Genomic DNA, 19288 nt, shown 5'->3' on the forward strand with positions numbered 1-19288 from the left:
GACGGCTTTGAGGTATTCCAGCGTGGACCAGTCGTCCAGGGTCCCGGGGTCGGTGCCGGCGAGCAGCCCGGCCAGTTCCGCCGGTTCCAGCTCCCGCCAGTCCTCCGCCCACAACTCCCGCCCTGCTGGCGACCCCACCGCGGTATCGTCTTCGGGACCGGCGCTGTCAGGATCTTCGGCGGCTTCAGGGGCAGGTTCAATGGCGGCAGAATCTGATGATGTGCGGTCCTCAGCCAGGGCGCGATCCGCGGCAGACAGGGCTGGGACGGTTGGAGTGCTTGGGCCGGGTTCGGCCGGTGCGCCGGTGACGGCTCCGGGTTCGGCTGGTCCGCCGGTGACGGCTCCGGGTTCGGCTGGTCCGCCGGTGACGGCACCGGGTTCTGTCGGTCCGTCAGGGTAGTGTTCGGCTGACACCTCGGCGGAGGATTCCGCTGTTCCCTCGGAGGTGCCGTCATTGTCAGTGGAATCGGTTCCGGCTGGTGTCCGGGAGGACACGGCATCGGGGACGGCAGAAGGCATCGATACGGCGTCCGGGGGCGTGGCCGTGGAGCCGGAGTGTTCCTCCGGCTCCTGTGCCTCGTCCAACGGTTCCGCTGCCATACTTCAACGCTACGCAGCACAAGCCCCGGGTAGAACAGGCGTTCGACGTATGTGCACAACCCCCGCCGCCACGTGCCTGTGGAGGTCAAGTCGACGTGAGCCCCGACGTGGGAGCCTTGAGCCTCATGCGCAATATCAGCTGCGGGAGCACGGGGGAAGCCCATGTGAGGCACCGGCGTCGTGGTCAGCGATTTGCGCTCCCAAGAAAGTCGGGCTGACCGCTTGAGCCCCGCGCCTGCCGGCACACCCCCTGCCACTGCGCGTCGGCCGGATGGAAAGTAGGCTGACGAAATGGAATTCAGATATCTGGGAAACAGTGGACTCAAAATTTCGGAGATCACCTACGGCAACTGGCTGACGCACGGGTCGCAGGTGGAGAATGACGTGGCTACCCATTGCGTGCACGCCGCGCTCGATGAGGGCATCACCACGTTCGATACAGCGGACGTCTACGCCAACACTGTGGCGGAAGAAGTGCTGGGCAACGTGCTCAAGGGGCAGCGGAGGCAGTCGCTGGAAATCTTCACCAAGGTCTATTTCCCCACCGGCCCCAAGGGGCACAACGACACCGGGCTGAGCCGAAAGCACATCATGGAGTCCATCGAGGGCTCGCTGCGCAGGCTCCAGACCGACTACGTGGACCTGTACCAGGCACACCGGTTCGATGTGGAGACTCCGCTCGAGGAGACCATGCAAGCCTTCGCCGACGTGGTCCGGGCCGGCAAGGCACTCTATATCGGGGTCAGCGAATGGAATGCCCAGCAGTTGCGGGAAGGGCACGCGCTGGCCAAGGAGCTGGGCATCAGCCTGATCTCGAACCAGCCGCAGTACTCCATGTTGTGGCGGGTGATCGAGTCCGAGGTGGTGCCGGCGTCGAAAGAGCTGGGCATCTCACAGATCGTGTGGTCGCCGGTGGCGCAGGGCGTGCTGACCGGCAAGTACCGCCCGGGCGGCGAGTTGCCCGCGGGCAGCCGAGCAGCGGACAGCAAGGGCGGCGCGGAAATGATTTCCCGCTTCATGCGGGACGACGTCCTGGCGGCGGTGCAGTTGCTTGAGCCGATCGCCGAGGATGCCGGGCTGACGATGGCGCAACTGGCGGTGGCCTGGGTGCTGCAGAATCCCAACGTGGCCTCCGCGCTGATTGGCGCCTCGCGGCCCGAGCAGGTGCGGGACAACGTCAGGGCCGCGGGCGTCACCCTCGACGAGGCCACCATGGCCCGCGTCGATGAAGCAGTGGGTCGGCTGGCCGAGCGCGATCCGGGGAAGACCCGTTCTCCCGAGGCCCGGCTGGCCTGAGGTCGGAGCGTTCGCGCCTCGGGAGCCGGCGGCCCGGCTGGCCTGAGGCCGGAGTGTTGGCGCCCCAGGAGTCGGCGGCCTGGAGCCGGAGCGTTCGCGCCCCGGGAGCCGGCTGGCCTGAGGGTTCGCGCCCCGGGAGCCGGCGGCCCGGGTGGCCGGTGGCCTGAGGGTTCGCGCCCCCGGGGGCTGGCGCCCCGGGTGCTAATCTGGTCTTCGAAGATCTGTTCGAAAGACGGGGGTGGGGAATGTTCGGTCTGGAGCGGCCCTCCGGCGCGTCGGCCGGCCCGGAGCTGGGGGACGGGACACCCGAGGACGCGCGTGGATTTCCCTCCCCGGCCCGGGATTATTTCCACGGCGGCATCGACCTGAACCGGCACCTGATCCGCGACCGGACCAGTACCTTCGTGATGCGCGTGGCCGGAAACTCGATGGCAGCGGCCGGAATCTGTGACGGCGACGAGCTGATTGTGGACCGATCACTGGAACCGCGCGACGGATCGGTGGTCATCGCAGTACTGGACGGGGAGCTGGTGGTGCGGCGCCTGCATCTGGGTGCAGACGGTGTGCGCCTTCAGACCGACGACGGCGGTGTCCCAACCGAGGTGGGCGAACTCGGCGACCTGAGCATCTGGGGCGTGGCGACGCGCTGCCTGCACCATGTCTAGCGACGGACCTGCCGCATCGCCGACGCAGCTTCGTGAGCAGATCGCGTTGGTGGACGTCAACAACTTCTATGTCTCCTGTGAGCGGGTGTTTGATCCGTCGCTCGAGGGGCGCCCCGTCGTCGTGCTGTCCAATAACGATGGCTGCGTGGTGGCGCGGTCCGAGGAGGCCAAACAGCTGGGGCTCAAGACGGGTACGCCCTGGTTCCAGGTGGCGCCGCGGGCCAAGGCATGGGGGCTGGTGGCGAAGTCCAGCAATTACGAGCTGTATGGAGACCTCAGCGCCCGGGTGATGGAAGTGCTGGGCCGGTTCGGAGCGTGGCAGGAGGTCTACTCGATCGACGAATCGTTCCTCGGGCTGCCGGGGGATGAGCGGCAGCTGCGGGAAACGGCGGGCCGAATCCGGGCGGCCGTGGCCCGGCAGGTGGGCGTCCCGGTGTGCGTGGGTGTGGCCGGGACGAAGACGCTGGCCAAGTTCGCCAACCACATTGCCAAACGGAATTCGCAGATGGCCGGAGTCTGTTCGCTGGGTTCCATGCCGGCGCAGGACATCGAGTGGATCCAGTCGCGCGTTCCGGTGACTGGGCTGTGGGGCGTGGGCGGGCGGACAGGGACGCGGCTCAACGCCATCGGGATCGAGTCGATCGCCGATTTGAAGGCTGCCGATCCGCAGATGATCCGCAAAAAGTTCTCCGTGGTCCTGCAGCGCACCGTGCTGGAATTGAATGGGACGGCGTGCATTCCGCATACCGAGGAACGGGCCGACAAACAGCAGATCATGTTCTCGCGCAGCTTCTCCACGCCGGTGACCACGCTGGAGGAAATGGACCAAGTGATGGCTGTTTACGCCCAGCGGGGTGCGGCCCGGATGGCGGCCGAGGGCTTGCGCGCCTCGGTCCTGACCGTGACCGCGGGGACCAGCAGGTTCGCCGGCGGGGAGGCGTCGTTTCCCGCCGCCAGCGTCCACCTTCCGGCGCCCACGCAGGACCCGATCCAACTGACTAAGGCCGCGGTGGCCGCCATGCGCGGCTGCCTCATTCCCGGCGCCCACTATGTCCGGGCAGGAGTGCTGCTGTCCGGACTGGAACCGGCGGCCGGACAGGAGGCCTTCGACCCGTTCGTCAGCGACCTGGACCAGCGGAACATCGGTGACTTGCTCGGAGCCGTCCGGTCCAAATTCGGCGAGGCCGCCATCGGACTTGGCCAAGGCGGGCTGGCGGCGCCGGCGGCGTGGTCAATGAAACGCGAATTCTCCTCGCCGCGCTACACCACCGAGTGGGCCGAGCTTCCGGTGGTTAAGGCCTAGACAGTGCCGTAGGCGGAGTCCGGCCGGAGCGGCGGGACGCGCGTCTGGCAGATGCTTTCAAAAGCGACGGGGTCGGTCAGTTGGATGGACAAGGCGACCGCCGCCGCATGCCGGGGGCGTTCGGGCCGAGCCAGCAACGTCAAGGAAATGCAGGACGGTGCCCCGGCAAAGACCGCTTCGCGGGCCAGCGCCCACCAGCCGTCGTCGTGGTGGGCAATGCCGAGCAGGTGCCGCATCTCCGGCACCCTGATCCAGGCCAGGGGTGTTGTCCCTTCGGCGGGCCCGCCGCCAACGGCATCCAGGTGCTGCCCGTCGGCTCCCAAGGCCAGCATGGCCACCAGAAGGGGGTCGCTCGGGACCGTCCGCGTCAGCAGGCCGATCCAGAGGGCTTCCCCGTCCGGGGATGGCACCGTGAGACCCTCCGAGCCGGTGCAGAACGGCAAAGCGCCCAGACTTGTCGGGGCGGCGTAGACAATCCCACGGTCAGGGTAACGGTAGCGCTGAAACGAGACCGACAGTTGCGGGGTCAGCTTGTGCTCAAACACCGTGGACCATCCATCTCGCCGCCGCCCACTGCACCGGCCTGGCCGCCGGCGCCGTCAAGAAGGATGAGAATGCTGTTGCCACAGTTCACGCTTCTGTTCAGCAGTTCCGAGCACCTCGCTACAGGAGGAGCGCCACCGCTTAAGGGGCGTTGCATCGGTTTAGTCCTGCCCGCGTTACTGACGCGTTACTGCTGGGCTATCGGCCCTTCCCGCTGCCCGCGTGCCCGGGAACGAGCGTGAGCGGCAGCCACCGACGCGCACCGCGAGGTACCAGGACGATGCGTTCCGAGCGAAGAGGCGCAGGAATTCCTTCAGGGCGGGGCTTATCGGTGAGGGCAGGGCCCATGGACCCTGCGCTCACCGATATAACCCGCCCTCGCGCTCCGGCCCGCGTGCGGCAGCTACAACACGCTAGCTCCACGCTGTTCCGGCGTGCGGTCAGCAGCGAGAACAGGAGCAACAGGCTGCTCCGGCCCGCGTGCGACAACACGCTAGCTACAGGCTGCGGGCCGCCGCCGGAGCGTGCCTCAGTCGCTGGGGCTGGTGTCTGTTGTCAGGCCGCGGTCGTCCTGGGTCTTCCGGTCTTTCTCTTCGGCCGGCCCGGCCGGAGCGCTCGCGTCCTCTGTGTCCCCGGGCTTTGCGGCGGAGCCGGTGTGCGACGTCTCGTCCTCGGGGATGCCGACGTCCCCCGAGGTGTCCTCAGGGTCGCGCGGCTTTTTGTCCTCGTTGCTTTCGGTCATGCCCGTCCTTCCATCGGTTGCTTGCCGGGTCCGGCTCAGTCTCCGGCGCTGGCGGTGTTCCGCGGGGTCAGACTCCGGGGCCCGGCGGGCGCAGGTCGTCGCTGCCGCCGGTGGCCGGGCCGCCCGGCATGGCGCCGCCCTCGTCCGTCCAGTTCTGTCCGGTCTGGTCATTGTGGGCCGGATCGGAGACAGTGTCGCCAATGGTGGTCCGGGTCCCGGGGGTGGCTCCGCCGTCGTCCTTCCCGTGCCTTCCGGGCAACTTATCGGCCGCCGCGGAACCGGCCTTCTTGGCCGCCTCGGTGAGTTGGTCAGCGACTTCCGGGGCCTTGTCCTTGACCGCATCAGTAGCTTGATGGACCTTGTCTTGCACCGACGGGTTGTGCCACAGCTCCTGGCGCTTGGACTTGATCGATTCATAGGCAGACCGTCCCGACTTGGAGCCCAGGACGAATCCAAGAGCCAGGCCGGCGCCGAACATGATTTTCCCTTTCACAGGGTGCTCCTTTCATACGGTGGGTGATGGAGGTGCTGTCTGGGGGCTAGGGGAACGGCGCGTTGGGAGTATCGCCTTCGCCATCGTGGTCTTTGTCGCCGTAGGCTTTCTTGGCCAAGTCTTCGGCCAGCTTTTCGTCGCCGTGGACCGGGATGTTGGCTTCGTGAACGTCGTCGTTTTCGTCTGCACCAGCGGGCTGCGCCTCGTCGTCCGGCGCGTCCGGGTTGTCCGGGCGTGAATTCTCGCTGTGGTCCATCAGGTCCTCCTTCTCGAGAGTGTCGTTCTGGGGAGCGGACCCGGCACCGGGTCACCACACGGTGCCTGGGGCTCAGACTACGCGCCGGTCCCCGGTTGCGCACCGGTCCAGCGACTCCCGGGGCGCATCGCCGGCGATTCTGGAACACCTTCTGCAGCGGCCATCCCTTGGAGCACTTGCCGGATGGCCGAGACCGAGTCAACCCGCGGGGTCCAGCCGAGTTCGGTCCTCGCGCGGCCGGTGTCCATCACCGGGGCGGCCCGGGCCATATCCACCCACCCCGGGTCGCTGGCCAGCAGCCGGACTGACCACGCAGCACCCACCAGCAACCTGACAAGCGGTACGGGGACGGGCAGCCAGCGCCGCGCGCCGAACAGGGACGCCAGCAGTCCGGGCGTGATCACGGGTTCAGCGGCCACATTGAAGGCGCCGCGGGCTCCCTGATCCAGCACGCGCCAGTAGGCGTCCGCCACGTCATCCGCATGCAGCGCCTGGAAGACGAACTCCTCCGGAAAGGGGAACAGCGGCAACCGCAGCCGGTTGACAAAAAACTTCGGAATCCACGGCCCCATAAAGTAGCGGCCAATCTGGCTGCCGGCCTGCGTCTGGAAGATCAGGCCCGGGCGCAACCGCGCCACCTTGATCTCCGGGTGGTCGTCGGCAAATTGGTCCAGCAGTTCTTCCTGTTGACCCTTGAATCGGCTGTAGTGCGAAGTCTCGATGCCGCGGGCCGGCCAGTCTTCATTCACGCGGGAGTCTTTCGGCCCGGGACTGTACGCGCCCACCGACGACGCGCAGACCACGTGCCCCACTCCGGCGTTGACGGCGGCGGCGAGCACGTTCGACGTGCCGTCCACGTTCACCCGGCGCATCTGCTCTTCGTCGTGGTTCGGCTGCAGCACCCACGCGAGATGGACGACGGCGTCGCACCCCTTGAAAGCCTCGACGAGCTTCTGCCGTGCATCGCGCGCGCCGACGTCCACGCCAACCCAGGTGACGCCGTCGTACGGTGCTTGCGTGGGATCCGGCAAGCGCCGGGCAATCCCGACGATTTCCAGTTGATCCTCGCGTTCGCTCTGCGCCGCATGCAGGCGCCGTAAAAGCGCGCTTCCCACGTTTCCGCTGGCTCCGACCACCGCAATTCGCATGGTCCCGACGCTACCGTTGATGCCGGGGCTTGGCGAGGGCCCGCATCGTTCTGGGGCTGCCGGAAGGGCTGCAGGGTTCGGGCCGAACCGGGGCATAGCCGCAGGTCAGCGCGGTGTTGGACCGTGGCACGGCTGGTGGTGAAGTTCCAAGCTTTAGCTATCCACAGGGCGCTGGCCTCGACCCACCCATGGGGAAGACCTGCCGGCCCTGACAGCAGCTGTGCGCTCAGGGTCAAGTCTTCGGCACGCAAAGTCTATGGAGCCGCACCGGATCTCCGGCAAGCTGAAGACAGTTGTCGTCAGAGACGGGGAGGAAAAAACCATGACCACCGAGACCACTGTCGAGGGTACTTTCGCTTCAGCGGCGGACTTGCTCGCTGCAATCCAGCCGGCCGAAGGCGGCCGGGAGATCAAGGATCCGGCCACCGGCAAGCTGGTCGGCCGGGTGGCCGAGCCGGGCGTTGCCGAGCTGGACGCCGCCGTCGAGGCCGCTCGCCGTGTGCAGCGGGAGTGGGCCGGGCAGGGCCACGCCAAGCGCAGCGAGTACCTGAACCGGGCCGCCGACGCGGTGGAGGCGAATGCCGAGGCGCTGGCGGAGTTGCTGTCGCGCGAACAGGGCAAGCCGTTGAACGGGCCGAACGCCCGGTTTGAGGTCGGCGCGTGCGCGGGCTGGCTGCGTGCCACCGCCGCGTTCGAGCTGGAGCCGGAGACGTTGGTGGAGGAAGACGGCAACCTCGCCGAGCTGCACTACCGGCCGCTGGGCGTGGTTGGGGCAATCGGACCGTGGAACTGGCCGATGATGATCAGCGTCTGGCAGCTCGCTCCGGCACTGCGGATGGGCAACACCGTGGTGATGAAGCCCTCCGAGTACACCCCACTGTCCGTGCTGGCGCTGGCCGAGGTGCTCAACACCGTGCTGCCGGCCGACGTGCTGCACGTAGTCCCGGGTGGCCGCGAGGTGGGCGAGGCGCTGGCCGCGCACCAGGGCATCGACAAGGTGATGTTCACCGGCTCCACCGCCACCGGCAAGGCGATCATTCGTTCCTCCGCGGACACGGTGAAGCGCCTGACCCTGGAATTGGGCGGCAACGACGCCGGCATCGTGCTGCCGGACACGGACCCGAAGGCCGCCGCGCAGGACCTGTTCTGGGGCGCGTTCATCAACACCGGGCAGACCTGTGCAGCGCTGAAGCGCCTCTACGTGCACGAGGACATTTACGACGACGTCTGCGCCGCGCTCACCGAGGTGGCCGAGCAAATGCCGATGGGCGTCGGGCTGGACGAGAGCAACGTTCTGGGTCCGCTGCAGAACAAGGCCCAGTACGACATCGTCGCCAAGCTGGTGCAGGCGGCAAAGGATTCCGGGGCCCGCGTGCTCACCGGCGGCAACCCGGAGGAGGGCCAGGCCGGCTACTTCTACCCGGCCACGCTGGTTGCGGACATCGATAACGACAATCCGCTGGTGGCCGAGGAGCAGTTCGGTCCGGCGCTGCCGATCATCAAGTACTCCACGGTGGATGAGGCCGTGCAGATGGCCAACGCGCTGAAGGTCGGCCTAGGTGCCTCGGTTTGGTCCTCCGATCCGGCCAAGGCCCGCGAGGTGGCGGCCCGGATCGAGGCCGGCACGGTCTGGATCAACAAGCACGGCGCCATCGACCCGCGCGTTCCGTTCGGCGGTGCCAAGCAGTCCGGCTACGGCCTGGAGTTCGGCGTCGAGGGCCTCAAGCAGCTCGGCTCGCCGCAGGTCATCGCCGGCTAGCCACAACAGCAGGTCACGCAGCAGGCCCGGACGGAATCAATCCGTCCGGGCCTGCTCGTTGTCTGCCGGGAATCCGCGGGCGCCGAGCAAATGTACGTCCGGGTCTCCACGCGCTCGCTGGCGCTCGCTTGGTCGACCAGAGGCGCGGCGACGACGGCGGGTGGGCACCGCCGTCGTTATTCTGCGTTCCGGGACGGCGTCAGCGGTCCACCTTCATGCGTTCGTTGGGCACACAGTGCGTCATGGTCAGCCCGGAGACGTCGCGCGGTCCGTTCTTGCCCAGGTTCGCCATCCAGGCCTGCTCCGCTTCGCTGAGGTTCTGGGTGGCCAGCGGCCCCAGGTCCTTCACCTCGTCCAGCGTGATGCCGATGCCGTTGCCGACGCCTTCGCCCAGCTCGTCCGCGACCATGTAGAGGTGCCAGAGCATGCGCTCCTGGATCTGGCGGTCGCACTGAGACAAGGCGTCCGTCAGATTGGTGATCAGGTCCTCACGCTCCCAGTCCTCCTGCAGGTAGAACCGCTGGCCGGCCTGCAGGTAGTCGTTGGTGCGATCGATCCGTTCGCGGGTCAGCCGCCCACTGATCTCCGGACCGTAGGCGTGGTGGTAGCCCTCGTCCTTGAACGCCTCCTGCACGCCGCCGGTGATGGAAGGCTCATAGTTGACGTGCAGGTTCTGGCCCGGGGCGGTGTCCACCATGTAGGCCATCTGTCCGTCCCGCTGGTTGGTGGCCACCGGCGCCTTCGGGCTGTTGACGGGTAGCTGTAGGTAGTTGGGGCCCACCCGGTGCCGCTGGGTGTCGCTGTAGGAGAACGTGCGGCCCACCAGCATCTTGTCGTCGGAGAAGTCCAAGCCGTCCACCAGCACGCCGGTGCCGAACGCGATCTGCTCGTTCTCGGCGAAGAAGTTTTCGGCATTGCGGTCCAGCACCATCCGGCCGACAGCCTTGGGCGGGAACTGCTCCTCCGGCCAGACCTTGGTATCGTCCAGCGGGTCGAAGTCGAGTTCGGGGTGTTCGTCGTCGGACATCATCTGCACTTGGAGTTCCCACTCGGGGAAGTTTCCGGCGGCGATGGCATCGTAGAGGTCCTTGGTGTGCGAGCCCAGCGTATGCGCCTGAACGTTCGCGGCGTCTGCGGCGGTCAACGACTTCACGCCCTGCTTGGGCAACCAGTGGTATTTGACCAGTTTCGTCTCGCCGGCGGCGTTGACCCACTTGTAGGTGTTCACGCCGAAACCCTGCATGTGCCGGTAGTCGGCCGGCACTCCGCGCGGGCTGAAGACTAGCATCACCATGTGCATGGACTCGGGCGACTGGCTGAAGAAGTCCATCGCGCGGTTCGCCACCGAGGCCTGGAAGTGCACGGGATCCGGTTTCTGCGAATGGATGAAATCCGGGAACTTGATCGCGTCGCGGATGAAGAAGACGCCCAAGTTATTGCCCACCAGATCCCAGTTGCCGTCTTCCGTGTAAATCTTGACCGCGAATCCGCGCGGGTCGCGGGCCACTTCGGAGGAATCGCGGCCGCCGGCCACGGTAGAGAAGCGGATGGCGAGATCGGAGCGCTTGCCTGCTTCCTGGAACAGCTTGGCGCGGGTGAAGTTGGCGATCGGTTCGTCGCCCCACTTGCCGTAGGCCTCAAAGTAGCCGAAGGCCGTGGTGCCGCGGGCATGCACCACGCGCTCGGGGATGCGCTCGCGGTCGAAATGGCTCATCTTCTCCAGGAACTGATAGTTCTCCAGAGTGGCTGGGCCGCGGGCGCCAATGGTTCGGGTGTTCTGGTTGTCGTAGACCTTGTGGCCCTGTCGGTTGGTCAGGGGTTGGTCCGGGGATTTGGCCGCATCGGTCATCACTGATCACTCCTAGGGAAAGGTGTGGGCCGGTTGCCGTGAGTCCCACCTTCCTCTTCGGCCGGACCGAGGGCAAGGGCTCGACGGCGGCGCGCCACCCGCCGCGTTCATCTCGCTTCGGGTGCGCAGGGGGTCTGCTCGGTTGCTCCTGTAACCGGCTCGGTTGGCGGGGGAATCAGCTCGGTTGCCGGACCGAAGGGTCACGCCGGGCTTCGCGGGACGACCGGGACCGAGGTGCGCTTTCCCCGCCAGCGTTGTTCGTTCCCACGTCTTGATGACGCCGGATAGCGTTTCGCCTCTCGCGGTTTCGATCCCACGTCTTGGCGACGCCGGTTAGCGTTTCGCCTAGTCAGCGGACTTTGGGCGTCGTTAAAGATGGGCAGTTAGTCCTATACGTGGGAGCGAAAACGCTGGAGGCCTAGTGCAGGCCAGTCCGACTCCCGCCCCGAGTCCGCGGCCGCCCAGCCCGGGTCGCCGACGAGACCGCGGCCGCCCAGCCCGGGGCGACGCCGAGACCGCGGTCGCCGCCGGGCCGTGCCACGGGACGTCTGGCCACGCGAACGGTCCTTTACCGGTGGGCGAAGTTCAGGCCCAGCCGCTTCTCGCTCAAGTAGAGGCTCAGGCAGATCCCGAGCAGGGCGAACGTGCAGGTCATCCACCAGGTGGATTGCCAGCCGCCGGTGACGGTGGCCAGCCACGCGACGATAGCCGGACCGGTGAAGTTGCCGACGTTAAAGATTTGCTGCATCAGGCCCATCGCCGCCGGGGCGGAACCGTCCGGCGGAGCCAGATCCACGGCCATCCGCGTGAGAGTGGACGGGATCGCGGCGCCCACCATGGAAAACACGGCCACGCAGGCGAACTGGATGGCCATGCCGCCCGGCACCGCGGACCAGTCGACGGCAAAGGTGAGCACCGTCGTCGTGCCCATCAGGATGAAGGTGGGGATGAGCAGCATCCGAGGCGGAACGCCACGCTGCAGCAGGGGAGCGGTGCCGATGGCGCCCACCGCGTTGAGGCCGCCGACCACGGCGGAGAGCATTCCGGCCCAGATGCCGGTGACGCCGTTCTGCTGGTAGATGGTGGGCAGGAAGCCGACCACTGCCATCCACTGGACGGTGTAGCAGCCGAACACCACGCCGGCGATCCAGGGTTTGGGGGAGCGGACGGTGCGGCCGATGCGGCGGGCGGCCGCGGGCAGGCCTGAGCCGTCGCGCGGCGGGTCCTTCGGCACGAAGCGGAGCACCAGCGGGATCGGCACCACGGTCAGGGCGGCCATGATCCACCACCAGACGTGCCAGTTAGTGGCCTGCAGGATCAGCGCGCTGGCCACCAAGCCGGTGAACGTGGCGAAGCCTTGGTAGGCGCTCCAGAAACCGACCGCCAGGTTCACCCGCGCCAGCGGGGTGCTGCTGCGGATCAGGCCGGGCGCCACAACCGTGGTCAGCAGGAAACCGGCGCCTTCCAGCGCGCGGCAGGCCATCAGCACAGCGGCGGAGTCGGCGAATCCGCCGATGACCGAGCCGGCAATGAGCAGCCAGAGGCCGGCGAGCAGGCAACGCCGCGCGCCGATCAGCTCTGCCAGCAGTGACACCGCCAGGCCGCCGGCCATGCCAGCCACTTGCACCACGCCCAGCAGCACGCCCGCCTGCACCAAGGACATCCCCAGCTCGTGCTGGATGACGGGAATGGCGGTCGGCAGCTTCCAGATGTGCATGGCGGCGGTGACGCCGGCAAGTACGACGACGATCCACGCCGCATCTGCACGCTGCTGGGTGACGCTCGGTGCGGCCATGTTGCTCCTTCGGCCCCGGTCCATTAGTTGCCTGTACAGACTATCTGCGGCGGGAAATAAGGTGACGTGCGGCACGTAAGAGAGCAGTCGGCGTCGTAATAGTTGACTCGAATCCGGTCCCGGAGGCGTCCGCCGCAGCGGAAACTGGCAGCAAACTGCGGCGTGGCGGGCTGTGGATAGACTGGCTGGGGCGGCAAACCCGCCGGGAACCACAGGAGGGCAGCATGTTTGAACCTGGGGCGCCGATCGACGAGGTCGAGCGCGATGTCGAATCCATCATCATGGACTTGGTCCACGAACTGGGCGAGCGGGCCGACGCCGATCCGGAGCCGCTCGGCGCGGAGGAACGGGCCTACATCGCGGCGTTCTCCGATGCCCGGGCCAACACGGACCGCAACCAGGCCGGCTTGCTGTCAACGGCCATCCGGCAGCCGAACCTGGCCGAATCGCTGATCTACCTGAACCAGCGGTTGGACCGGCAGGACCTGGATCCGCGCGAGCCGGTGGGCATTCTCGGGATTATCGTCCGGTTGGCCATGGACGGGCTGTGGGTCTCCGACATCTTGGACAGCACGCGGTTCAAGCCTGCGGACCGGCGCCGGATCACGGACGTCCTCACCGGCATGACCTATCTGACCGACGAGCGGCTCAAGGAATTGCTCGCCGAACTGCAGCCGAAGGCCTCGGGCGGCAAGAGGGACTAGGCCCTTTCGGGAGGGCGTGTCGCAGGGGTGGCGGCCGGTTTGAGGCTCCGGCCGGAGGATCGTCAGGCTCGTCGGCAGGTGCTCCCGATCAGGCGTCCGTGGCATCGTGGCCGCGCTGGCGGGCCAAGGCTTTGACCACCCGCGCGACCAGTTCATAGGGAATCGGCTTGCCCAGCGGGAACTTCAGGGTCCCCTTGGCCGCGACGTAGGGTTCCATATCGTGCTTCAGCGCTGCATCCGCTTCCGGCAATGGGTAGAGCGAGACATGATGCTTCCAGCCGGCGAAGTAGACCAGGTAGTGACCCTCGAACGTGATGGCCGGAATGGCGTAGCTGATCTGTTCGCCTGCTCCGGGGATGGCGTTGTGAATGATCCGCCGCACTTCCTGGAGGATGTCCTGCACATCCTCGGGGAACGACGCGATGTAATCGTCGACATTCGAGAACTTCTCCGCCATCTCTGATCCCGCCTCTGATCCCGATGTTCCGGTTTGCCCCTGCTGTTCCGGGTCGCCTCCGCCGCCTATCCGGCCTCCGCTGCTCCGGCCGCCCGCCGCCCGGCCTGATGCCCCTGCTGCTCCGGCCTCCCGCGACCTATCCGGCCTGCTCCTCGAATGGCGTCAGCACAATCTTCCCGGAGACACGGCCTTCCTTACTGTGCCGGATGGCGTCCGCGGCCTGGTCCATCGGAAACGCGCGGTCGATATCCACGGTGAGCTTGCCGGCGTCGGCCAATTCACTCAGCCGGGCGAGCTCGGATCCGTCCGGACGCACCCAGATGAAGCGGCCGCCATGTTCTGTCACCGCGGGGTCGGCGATGGAAGCGTGCCGTCCACCATTCCGCAGCACGGCCTGGGTGTCCTGCAAGACGCCGCCCACAAAGTCCGCCACTACATCGACGCCCTGCGGCGCCAGCTCGCGCACCCGGTGCACCAAACCGTCGCCGTATTCCAGCGGCTCGGCGCCGAGTTCCCGCAGCCGCTGATGGTGTTTCTCCGACGCCGTGGCGAGCACGCGCAGGCCGCGCTCGACGGCGAGCTGGATGGCGATGCGCCCGACGCCGCCGGCTCCGTTGTGGATCAGCAGGGTTTCACCGTTTGACGGGGCCAAAGCATCCAGGGTCCGCTGTGCCACCATGCCCGTGAGCGGCAGCCCGGCGGCTTGTTCCCAGCTCAACGATTGGGGCTTGCTCGTCACCATGGAAACCGGCAAGGCCACGAACTCGGCATATGTGCCGCCCGCCACCGTGTCCCGGCGGCCGTAGGCGTACACCTCATCGCCGGGCGAGAATTCCGGGGTATCGGGCCCGACCTGCTCCACGACGCCGGCAACGTCCCACCCAGGGATCACAGGGAAGTGGACGTCCAGCATCCCGTCCAAGCCACCGGACATGACCTTCCAATCGACCGGGTTGACGCTGGCGGCCTTCACGCGGATGAGCACCGTTCCCGGGGCCACCTTGGGGCGCGGAACCTCTGACTGCTCCATCACTTCCGGGCCGCCGTAGCGGGAGTACGTCATCGCCTGCATGTTCTTGCCCAAGGGGTACCGCCTTCCTGCCACTTCCTGTTTCGGTCCACCCTAGTGGCGGGCGGCCGCGCTTTCCACGGGCCGGCGGCGCACGGGCAGGTCCGGCCGCAGGTAACGCGCACGGCAGTTGGCGTGTGAAACCAGAAGGCGGTAGGCCTTTGCGATCCGGAATGCGGCGCGCAAGGATGACGTGCCAAAGACCTCAGCCACAGGCACGACGGCGGTGCTCACCCGCCCGTCGTACACTCGCTGAGTTCTGTTGTTCAGAATGACCCGATCACCGTGCCGTAGGCCAGCGGCACCAGAATCAGGGCCAACAGGCATGCCGTCGCGATCCACCACGCCCGGCTGCGCCGGACCAGAGCAATACCGGCCAAAACCGGGGCGGCGATCATGATCAAGAGGGCAGTCAGGCCGAAGAATCCGGAGGCAGGGTCCGGCGCGGCACACTCCAGCAGACAGCCGGTGAACCCGATGTACATCACCAGCAGCGCCCAGAACATGGGGAAGCCCAGCGCGGCCCAGCCGCCAATCACCAGAAGAAGTCCCCACCACAGGGGACGCCCGGCCGGGGCAGCAGTTTCGGTCACCGTGTTTGTCTACCAGTGCTGGCCGTCGGCGGCAATCTTTGGACCGGTTCGCGGCCCGCGTGTTGGCCCGGCTCGCGGTCGGGCGGTGACTTGGCTTTGGGTCGGGCGGGTAATCCGGTCGTGTCGGTGACCCGGCTCGTGGTCGCGACGATAACCTGGTCGCGCAGGTAACCCGGTCACGCACGGCCCTAGCGGGTCAGGATCCGGACCCGGAACTGTTCAAGTCTTGAGCGGGCCTGCAACGTTTCCGCAGGTCAGCGCCCTTTGCGCCGTCAAAACATGGACAGATTCCGCTGAACTTGGACAGCAACCCCAAACCCGCGGCCAGCCAGACCCGTCCGCAGCCACCCCACCTCCAGCCCAACTCCATGTAGCCAAGCTCACCCCGCCGGGAGAAATTCCGGCGTGGGGCGGCGGCGTTGAACCATGCAGACACCACACCCCAACCTGAGGAGTCCCATGAGCGTCGATACCGCTGACGTCAACCTGCAGAACCAGCTGTCCGTGGACCGCGAGGCCGCAGACAACCTGTTCCTGGAGGCTCGCACCGCGAACACCTTCTCCACCGAGCCGGTCTCGGACGAGCAGCTCGCCGCCATCTACGAGTTGGCCAAGATGGGCCCCACCATGATGAACAACCAGCCGTTGCGCATCACCTGGGTCCGCTCCGCCGAGGCCCGTGCCAAGCTCGCCGGCCGCATGGCCGAAGGCAACCGCGCCAAGACCGAGTCCGCTCCGATGGTCGCCGTACTCAGCTACGACACCGACTGGCACGAGCACTTCGGGACGTTCTTCCCGCACGCTCCGGAGCGCAAGGAAATGTTCGACGGCAACGCCGAAATGCGCGCCGAGGTTGCCAAGAACAATGCCTGGCTGCAGGCCGGATTCTTCATCATGGCCGTCCGCGCCGTGGGCCTGCACGCTGGCCCGATGGGCGCCTTCGACGCCGCCGGCATCGACGAGGACTTCAACGCCGGCACCGCCAACCGCACCTTCATGGTGGTCAACGTCGGCACCCCGGGTGAAAACCCCTGGTTCCCGCGTCTGCCCCGCCTGGACGCTGAGATCGCAGTCCAGACGGTCTGATTCTCACCTGAACCGCTGACGACGGCGGTGCCCACCCCAACGGGGCTCGCGAGCCTCCCATGGTGGGCACCGCCGTCGGGCTTTAATCGGGAACAAGCGGACAAAATAGGCGGATAAACAGGACCCAGCCGGGGCGGACTACGAACGCACGCCGCCGGCAGCGCTGAGGGACCCGTTGTCGCCGTTGCGGTCTTCGGCCAGCACTGCGCGGTCCCGGCCCTCGGACTTTGCCTGATAAAGGGCCGCGTCGGCCGCCTCGATCGCCGCATCCAACGTGTTGGCATCAGGTGTGTCCGGTCCCTCGCCGATGGCAGCGATGCCGAAGCTCACGGTGGGCAGCGTGAAGTCCGGAAAGTCTGCCGTGCGCAGGTTCTGGCTGATGAGGTGGGCTACTTGCTTGGCTTGTTCCGGGGCCGCGCCAGAGAGCAGCAGAACGAACTCCTCGCCGCCATAGCGTCCCACCAGATCGGTGGACCGGACGGTGTCCGTGCAGACCTGGGCGAAGGCGCGCAGTGCTTTGTCGCCGCCGGGGTGGCCATGTGTGTCGTTCACGGTCTTGAAGTGGTCCAGGTCAGCCAGCATCAGGCTGCCGGACCGGCCGCCGCGGCGCAGGCTGTCGATCCGGTCCGCGGCCAGATCAAGGAAGGCATTTCGGTTGAGCAGCCCGGTGAGCCCGTCGTGCAGCGCGCGCTTGCGGAGGTCCCGGGCGGCCTGCTCTTCGCTGAACGTGACCATGCTGAAGGAGACCACCACCATCACCGCCATGTTGACCACCGTGGTGGCCTCGCCCCCGAAGAAGGTCTCGAAGATGCGGCCGCCCGGCCCGTCCGTCAGGAAGGTGACAAACCGGCAAAAGTAGAAGGCCGACAGGAACACGGAAACGACTGCCAAGGGGCCACGCAAACGCGTAAAACCGCGGCGCAGCCGGAACAGCTCGGAGGCCGCCAGGCCAAAAAACAGGGTCACAAACGCGAGGAACACCATTCCGCCGGCCCAGACATTCGTTCCTGGATTTTCAACGGCGGTGCTCCCGCCCGCAAGAGCCATACCGGCCACGATCAGCAACGGCGCCGGTTTGCGGGCATTCAGCGACCGGGTCCCGGTCCAAACAGCCGCGGCGCCGAAAACCACCAGCACATTCGCCAAAGTAGTGGCCCACCACTGGTGTCCCGTGCCGTTCAGCAGGTAACAGGCGGAACCGGTGAGGAACATCGCGATCGCGGTACACCACCAGGCGCTGTAGGGGGCACGCGTCCGCCGATAGGTCACCATATAGAACAGGACCAGCAGAACAATGCCCACCACGGCGAAGGCAACCCTGAGGGTCGCTGTGTCCAGCACCATGGTCCGCCCCGCTGTTGGTCCGCCTATTGTGTCAACGTTAGTATTGCAGGGGGACTGCGATCACGGTTACTCCAACATCTTTTGTGTCGCAAGTTTATTCAGGTGCGGGGAACCACAGGCCGCCCGGGACACAGCGACGGCGGCGCCCCGGGGCGCCGCCGTCGTCATCAAAGCGAAGCGTCAGGAGAGCTTTGCCCCACCCTGCCACAGGGCTTCGAACGGAGCGTTGGAGGAAACCCGGGCCTTAATGCCCTCGGTAACGAAGGCTTTGGCGGTCTTGGCGGCTTGCAGCGGGGTGGCGCCCTTGGCCAGTTCGGCGGTCACCGCGGCGGCCAAGGAGCAGCCGGCGCCGGAGACAGCAACCTCGCCGACCTTCGGAGCGGACAGCACCTCCAACGTGTCGCCGTCGTAGAACACGTCCACCGCGTCCGCGCCCGCCAGCCGCACGCCGCCCTTGGCCAGCACGGCCGCGCCGGAAGCGTCGTGGATGATCTTCGCGGCTGCCTTCAGGTCCTCGACGTCGTTGATGGTGATGCCGGACAGGGACTCGGCTTCGAAATGGTTCGGCGTGACGAAGGTGGCCAGCGGCAACATCTGGGCCTTGAGCGCCTGGTCAGTGTCCAGCGCGTGGCCGGGCTCCTGTCCCTTGCAGATGAGCACCGGGTCCAGCACTACGTGGTCCCACTGCTGGTTCTTCAGCGCTGCTGCAACCGTGTCAATCGTCAGCGGCGAGCCGAGCATGCCCAGCTTGACCGTCTTCAGCGAGCCTTCGTAGCAGGTCTGGATGGCTTCCAACTGGTCGGCGATGACGCCGGCGTCCACCGGGACAAAGCGGTGGTTCCAGTTGTCCTTCGGGTCGAAGGACACGATGCAGGTCAGCGCGGTGATGCCGTAGGTGCCCAGTGCCTGGAAGGTCTTCAGGTCGGCCTGCGCGCCTGCGCCGCCGGTGGCCTCGGAGCCGGCGATGGTCAGCGTGATGGCGGGCGGGGTGGTTTCGGTGGTGGAAACAGACATGCGCCCATTTTCCACCCGCCACCCTCCGGTTCCTAATGACGACGGCGGTGCTCACCTCGAAGGCGTTCGTGCGGCGGCCCGCGGGGCGAGGTCCGCTTAGCGGATATCCATCATTCTCCACACACTGAAACGGCCGATGGCGGCGGCCAGTCCGATCAACGCAGCCAGTTCCAGCGTGCCGAGCGGGTCGCCGCTGGAGAGCGAAACCAGGATCAGGAACGAGGCCGCGGTCATCACCACGAAGAATGCCAGTACGTGCAGCCACTGGTTGGCAACCGGCCGCAGCAACAGGCCCAGCACAAACGCGATGGGCGCGCCGACAACCAGCCCCACGCCGCCGGCATACAGTCCGACGACCAGGGCCAGGAGTGCAGCCGACGCCAGCTGGTGGCCGTTGACCGGGCCACCGGCCAGGGTGAGCAGCAGGGCGCCCAGGGCGAAAGCCGTAATGGCCACCAGGAAACCGACCACAAAGGCCCCGAACCCGAACGTCACCCGGTGGCGAGGGTTGTAGCGCTCGAATTCGTCGAGCTCCGGTTCCTGGCTCATATAGCAAGAATAGGTGCGGCGGC

The 19288-nt window shown here is 66.9% G+C and carries 19 protein-coding genes and 1 pseudogene; 6 read left to right on the forward strand and 14 right to left on the reverse strand.

Annotation, left to right across the window (positions count from 1 at the left end; translation table 11 throughout):
- Nucleotides 1-600: pseudogene (locus E4J89_RS15320) on the reverse strand (hypothetical protein); the annotation flags it as partial.
- A 291-nt stretch (nucleotides 601-891) separates the two neighbouring features.
- Here E4J89_RS15320 and E4J89_RS15325 point away from each other — a divergent pair.
- The 3 genes from E4J89_RS15325 (at nucleotide 892) to E4J89_RS15335 (ending at nucleotide 3864) form a co-directional block, all read left to right on the forward strand.
- Nucleotides 892-1896, forward strand: coding sequence for an aldo/keto reductase family protein (locus tag E4J89_RS15325; RefSeq protein ID WP_136787021.1), 1005 nt, complete (start codon nucleotides 892-894; stop codon nucleotides 1894-1896).
- A gap of 245 nt (nucleotides 1897-2141) precedes the next feature.
- On the forward strand, nucleotides 2142-2561 hold the full coding sequence (umuD, locus tag E4J89_RS15330; protein WP_136787022.1) for a translesion error-prone DNA polymerase V autoproteolytic subunit: 420 nt from the start codon (nucleotides 2142-2144) through the stop codon (nucleotides 2559-2561).
- Entirely contained in the window at nucleotides 2554-3864 is a 1311-nt protein-coding gene (locus tag E4J89_RS15335; protein ID WP_136787023.1) for a Y-family DNA polymerase, read from the forward strand. Before umuD ends, E4J89_RS15335 begins: the two co-directional genes overlap by 8 nt.
- Here the strand turns inward: E4J89_RS15335 and E4J89_RS15340 are convergent.
- The 5 genes from E4J89_RS15340 to E4J89_RS15360 all read right to left on the reverse strand — a co-directional run bounded on the left by E4J89_RS15340 (nucleotide 3861) and on the right by E4J89_RS15360 (nucleotide 7046).
- The gene (locus E4J89_RS15340; RefSeq protein WP_136787024.1) at nucleotides 3861-4409 is read right to left on the reverse strand and encodes a hypothetical protein; all 549 of its coding nucleotides are present in this window, start codon (nucleotides 4407-4409) and stop codon (nucleotides 3861-3863) included. The genes E4J89_RS15335 and E4J89_RS15340 overlap by 4 nt on opposite strands.
- Nucleotides 4410-4936: 527 nt before the next feature.
- A complete protein-coding gene (locus E4J89_RS15345) occupies nucleotides 4937-5149 on the reverse strand; it encodes a hypothetical protein (RefSeq protein ID WP_136787025.1) in 213 nt (70 codons plus the stop codon).
- A gap of 67 nt (nucleotides 5150-5216) precedes the next feature.
- Entirely contained in the window at nucleotides 5217-5642 is a 426-nt protein-coding gene (locus tag E4J89_RS15350; RefSeq protein ID WP_136787026.1) for a YtxH domain-containing protein, read from the reverse strand.
- Nucleotides 5643-5688: 46 nt separating this feature from the next.
- The gene (locus E4J89_RS15355; protein ID WP_136787027.1) at nucleotides 5689-5898 is read right to left on the reverse strand and encodes a hypothetical protein; all 210 of its coding nucleotides are present in this window, start codon (nucleotides 5896-5898) and stop codon (nucleotides 5689-5691) included.
- A gap of 77 nt (nucleotides 5899-5975) precedes the next feature.
- On the reverse strand, nucleotides 5976-7046 hold the full coding sequence (locus E4J89_RS15360) for an NAD-dependent epimerase/dehydratase family protein (protein WP_136787028.1): 1071 nt from the start codon (nucleotides 7044-7046) through the stop codon (nucleotides 5976-5978).
- 322 nt (nucleotides 7047-7368) lie between these two features.
- Between E4J89_RS15360 and E4J89_RS15365 the strand changes: the two genes are divergently transcribed.
- On the forward strand, nucleotides 7369-8805 hold the full coding sequence (locus E4J89_RS15365; protein WP_136787029.1) for an aldehyde dehydrogenase family protein: 1437 nt from the start codon (nucleotides 7369-7371) through the stop codon (nucleotides 8803-8805).
- Between the two features lie 199 nt (nucleotides 8806-9004).
- On the opposite strand, the gene E4J89_RS15370 is transcribed toward E4J89_RS15365, so the two are convergent.
- Entirely contained in the window at nucleotides 9005-10654 is a 1650-nt protein-coding gene (locus E4J89_RS15370; protein WP_136787131.1) for a catalase, read from the reverse strand.
- 568 nt (nucleotides 10655-11222) lie between these two features.
- The gene (locus E4J89_RS15375; RefSeq protein ID WP_136787030.1) at nucleotides 11223-12449 is read right to left on the reverse strand and encodes an MFS transporter; all 1227 of its coding nucleotides are present in this window, start codon (nucleotides 12447-12449) and stop codon (nucleotides 11223-11225) included.
- 224 nt (nucleotides 12450-12673) lie between these two features.
- Here E4J89_RS15375 and E4J89_RS15380 point away from each other — a divergent pair, with 224 nt between their 5' ends.
- Nucleotides 12674-13153, forward strand: coding sequence for a TetR family transcriptional regulator (locus E4J89_RS15380; protein ID WP_136787031.1), 480 nt, complete (start codon nucleotides 12674-12676; stop codon nucleotides 13151-13153).
- Nucleotides 13154-13241: 88 nt separating this feature from the next.
- Here the strand turns inward: E4J89_RS15380 and E4J89_RS15385 are convergent, their stop codons facing one another.
- The 3 genes from E4J89_RS15385 to E4J89_RS15395 all read right to left on the reverse strand — a co-directional run bounded on the left by E4J89_RS15385 (nucleotide 13242) and on the right by E4J89_RS15395 (nucleotide 15272).
- Entirely contained in the window at nucleotides 13242-13610 is a 369-nt protein-coding gene (locus E4J89_RS15385; RefSeq protein ID WP_136787032.1) for a DUF1801 domain-containing protein, read from the reverse strand.
- 136 nt (nucleotides 13611-13746) lie between these two features.
- The gene (locus E4J89_RS15390; protein ID WP_136787133.1) at nucleotides 13747-14682 is read right to left on the reverse strand and encodes an NADP-dependent oxidoreductase; all 936 of its coding nucleotides are present in this window, start codon (nucleotides 14680-14682) and stop codon (nucleotides 13747-13749) included.
- A gap of 263 nt (nucleotides 14683-14945) precedes the next feature.
- Nucleotides 14946-15272: a hypothetical protein gene (locus E4J89_RS15395; protein ID WP_136787033.1), complete on the reverse strand. Its 327-nt coding sequence runs from the start codon at nucleotides 15270-15272 to the stop codon at nucleotides 14946-14948.
- A gap of 459 nt (nucleotides 15273-15731) precedes the next feature.
- Here E4J89_RS15395 and E4J89_RS15400 point away from each other — a divergent pair, with 459 nt between their 5' ends.
- A complete protein-coding gene (locus E4J89_RS15400) occupies nucleotides 15732-16358 on the forward strand; it encodes a malonic semialdehyde reductase (protein WP_136787034.1) in 627 nt (208 codons plus the stop codon).
- A gap of 138 nt (nucleotides 16359-16496) precedes the next feature.
- Here the strand turns inward: E4J89_RS15400 and E4J89_RS15405 are convergent, their stop codons facing one another.
- From E4J89_RS15405 to E4J89_RS15415, 3 genes are all read right to left on the reverse strand, one after another.
- Nucleotides 16497-17702: a GGDEF domain-containing protein gene (locus tag E4J89_RS15405; RefSeq protein WP_136787035.1), complete on the reverse strand. Its 1206-nt coding sequence runs from the start codon at nucleotides 17700-17702 to the stop codon at nucleotides 16497-16499.
- Nucleotides 17703-17882: 180 nt separating this feature from the next.
- A complete protein-coding gene (locus tag E4J89_RS15410) occupies nucleotides 17883-18716 on the reverse strand; it encodes a hydroxymethylpyrimidine/phosphomethylpyrimidine kinase (RefSeq protein WP_136787036.1) in 834 nt (277 codons plus the stop codon).
- A gap of 96 nt (nucleotides 18717-18812) precedes the next feature.
- On the reverse strand, nucleotides 18813-19265 hold the full coding sequence (locus E4J89_RS15415) for a hypothetical protein (protein ID WP_136787037.1): 453 nt from the start codon (nucleotides 19263-19265) through the stop codon (nucleotides 18813-18815).
- Nucleotides 19266-19288: the final 23 nt, after the last annotated feature.

The sequence above is a fragment of the Arthrobacter sp. CAU 1506 genome (assembly GCF_005047635.1).
GTDB lineage: Bacteria > Actinomycetota > Actinomycetes > Actinomycetales > Micrococcaceae > Crystallibacter.

Bases quoted from the DNA above. Each gene is read 5' to 3' on its own strand.
- E4J89_RS15325 (WP_136787021.1), top strand. From the start codon at position 892: ATGGAATTCAGATATCTGGGAAACAGTGGACTCAAAATTTCGGAGATC.
- E4J89_RS15390 (WP_136787133.1), bottom strand. From the start codon at position 14,682: ATGCAGGCGATGACGTACTCCCGCTACGGCGGCCCGGAAGTGATGGAG.
- E4J89_RS15360 (WP_136787028.1), bottom strand. From the start codon at position 7,046: ATGCGAATTGCGGTGGTCGGAGCCAGCGGAAACGTGGGAAGCGCGCTT.
- umuD (WP_136787022.1), top strand. From the start codon at position 2,142: ATGTTCGGTCTGGAGCGGCCCTCCGGCGCGTCGGCCGGCCCGGAGCTG.
- E4J89_RS15335 (WP_136787023.1), top strand. From the start codon at position 2,554: ATGTCTAGCGACGGACCTGCCGCATCGCCGACGCAGCTTCGTGAGCAG.
- E4J89_RS15365 (WP_136787029.1), top strand. From the start codon at position 7,369: ATGACCACCGAGACCACTGTCGAGGGTACTTTCGCTTCAGCGGCGGAC.
- E4J89_RS15380 (WP_136787031.1), top strand. From the start codon at position 12,674: ATGTTTGAACCTGGGGCGCCGATCGACGAGGTCGAGCGCGATGTCGAA.
- E4J89_RS15370 (WP_136787131.1), bottom strand. From the start codon at position 10,654: ATGACCGATGCGGCCAAATCCCCGGACCAACCCCTGACCAACCGACAG.
- E4J89_RS15375 (WP_136787030.1), bottom strand. From the start codon at position 12,449: ATGGCCGCACCGAGCGTCACCCAGCAGCGTGCAGATGCGGCGTGGATC.
- E4J89_RS15415 (WP_136787037.1), bottom strand. From the start codon at position 19,265: ATGAGCCAGGAACCGGAGCTCGACGAATTCGAGCGCTACAACCCTCGC.
- E4J89_RS15345 (WP_136787025.1), bottom strand. From the start codon at position 5,149: ATGACCGAAAGCAACGAGGACAAAAAGCCGCGCGACCCTGAGGACACC.
- E4J89_RS15400 (WP_136787034.1), top strand. From the start codon at position 15,732: ATGAGCGTCGATACCGCTGACGTCAACCTGCAGAACCAGCTGTCCGTG.
- E4J89_RS15410 (WP_136787036.1), bottom strand. From the start codon at position 18,716: ATGTCTGTTTCCACCACCGAAACCACCCCGCCCGCCATCACGCTGACC.
- E4J89_RS15405 (WP_136787035.1), bottom strand. From the start codon at position 17,702: ATGGTGCTGGACACAGCGACCCTCAGGGTTGCCTTCGCCGTGGTGGGC.
- E4J89_RS15385 (WP_136787032.1), bottom strand. From the start codon at position 13,610: ATGGCGGAGAAGTTCTCGAATGTCGACGATTACATCGCGTCGTTCCCC.
- E4J89_RS15355 (WP_136787027.1), bottom strand. From the start codon at position 5,898: ATGGACCACAGCGAGAATTCACGCCCGGACAACCCGGACGCGCCGGAC.